Genomic DNA, 1,393 nt, shown 5'->3' on the forward strand with positions numbered 1-1,393 from the left:
CGTTGATGTGAGGCAGGGGCTTAAAGACGGTAGAGGCAGCAGTGCTGCCGTGCTCGACCCGCAGGGGCGCTACGTTCTCTGACAGGGCAGTTGCCGCCTGCATGCGCTGACGCGCATTCACTTCAGACGCACAACTGGGACATCCTGCAGCCGTGTAGTCCAGGCCGGCGACAGCCGCTGCCGTTTCATCTTCCAGCCGTCGGCTCGATGGTTAGGAAACTGAATCGACCCTTATTGGGTTTCCTAACCATGAACAAGCTGCCATTCTGTCCCGTGTAAACGTCACATACGGATTGTATCTGCATGAAAAATAACCAATCCTATTTTCCCACAACTCGCGGCCGTTAATGCGGCAGAGCCGTTTTGCCCGGCCATGGGATCGTGCCGGCTGTGTTCCACGGTTTCAACGAGGTCATTGATGAGCGGCGTTTTTCCCTGTTATGGCTTCAGCTGCGTGGCAGGCGTTTGCTCCATGAGTTGTGCTTGTAACTAATTGAAAATGTTAAAAAACACAGATGGCGCGCATTGTGTTAAATTTCATTGAGCATATAAGTCGTCTCGGTGCTGCTGTTCCCCCGGGGCGTATGTTCTCCAAACAACAGGAACAACGCTTCCGCACTACTCGGTCAGCTGCAAGTGAGCGCTGTTTGAGGTTTCTCTCGCCTTTGTGCCCCCACATTTCCAAATGATTGCCTCGTAACTCTTCAACCCCATAGGAATATGTGTGCGGGTGGTATCGAATTTGGCAGTAGGCAAGACGGAGGTTTAGCCTTATAAATATCAATATATTGTGCTTACAGAATCTAAAAACACAGTATATTCTAATTTCATCATTGACTTGAGGGTGTGACAGAGGGAAAAAATCAGCATGTTGTACCGCACAAGGGGCAGTGGGCTGTGCGTGGAGAAGGCAATCAGAGAGTCACGTCAGTTCACCCAACCCAACAGCAAGCCATCGATGCCGGCAGAGGGATCGCACGCAATCAGGAAAATTAGGCTTGACGACGGGCAGCATCTCCAGCTCCGCGTGCATACCTCTGCGTATCTAGCGGTCATATCCCCGGATTTTTCCTTCGTGTCACTGGATCCACTTTCCGTCCCTGCAGTTTAGACCGGTACTGTTTATCGGAGGGAGAACGCTAATACTGTGTTTTTTATAGTATCGTGAGTTATGTAACAAAAATTATTAAGCAATGCGATATTTTTAAAAAACTATTCTATAGTTTTTTAGGCTAACATCCGTTAGTCTATATTGCGAGATATAATCCATGTCAAAAAGGCTGTTTGCTGAATTCTTTGGCACATTTTGGTTGGTGTTCGGAGGGTGTGGAAGCGCAGTATTAGCAGCGGCATTTCCACAGCTGGGTGTTGGTTTTCTCGGCGTCGCGATCGC

2 protein-coding genes and 1 pseudogene are annotated in these 1,393 nt (G+C 49.2%); 2 read left to right on the plus strand and 1 reads right to left on the minus strand.

All coding sequences use genetic code 11. The features are described from left to right. Positions 1-117: 117 nt before the first annotated feature. Positions 118-225 carry a DUF4113 domain-containing protein gene (locus AC6BYQ_RS28280; RefSeq protein ID WP_498057911.1) on the minus strand — a complete coding sequence of 36 codons (108 nt, stop codon included), beginning with the start codon at positions 223-225 and terminating at the stop codon, positions 118-120. A gap of 621 nt (positions 226-846) precedes the next feature. Here AC6BYQ_RS28280 and AC6BYQ_RS28285 point away from each other — a divergent pair. Next, a complete protein-coding gene (locus AC6BYQ_RS28285; protein WP_498057910.1) occupies positions 847-996 on the plus strand; it encodes a DUF2188 domain-containing protein in 150 nt (49 codons plus the stop codon). Positions 997-1,268: 272 nt separating this feature from the next. After that, positions 1,269-1,393 (plus strand): annotated as a pseudogene (locus AC6BYQ_RS28290) (aquaporin); the annotation flags it as partial.

The organism is Serratia sp. LTN-2 (assembly GCF_059740205.1).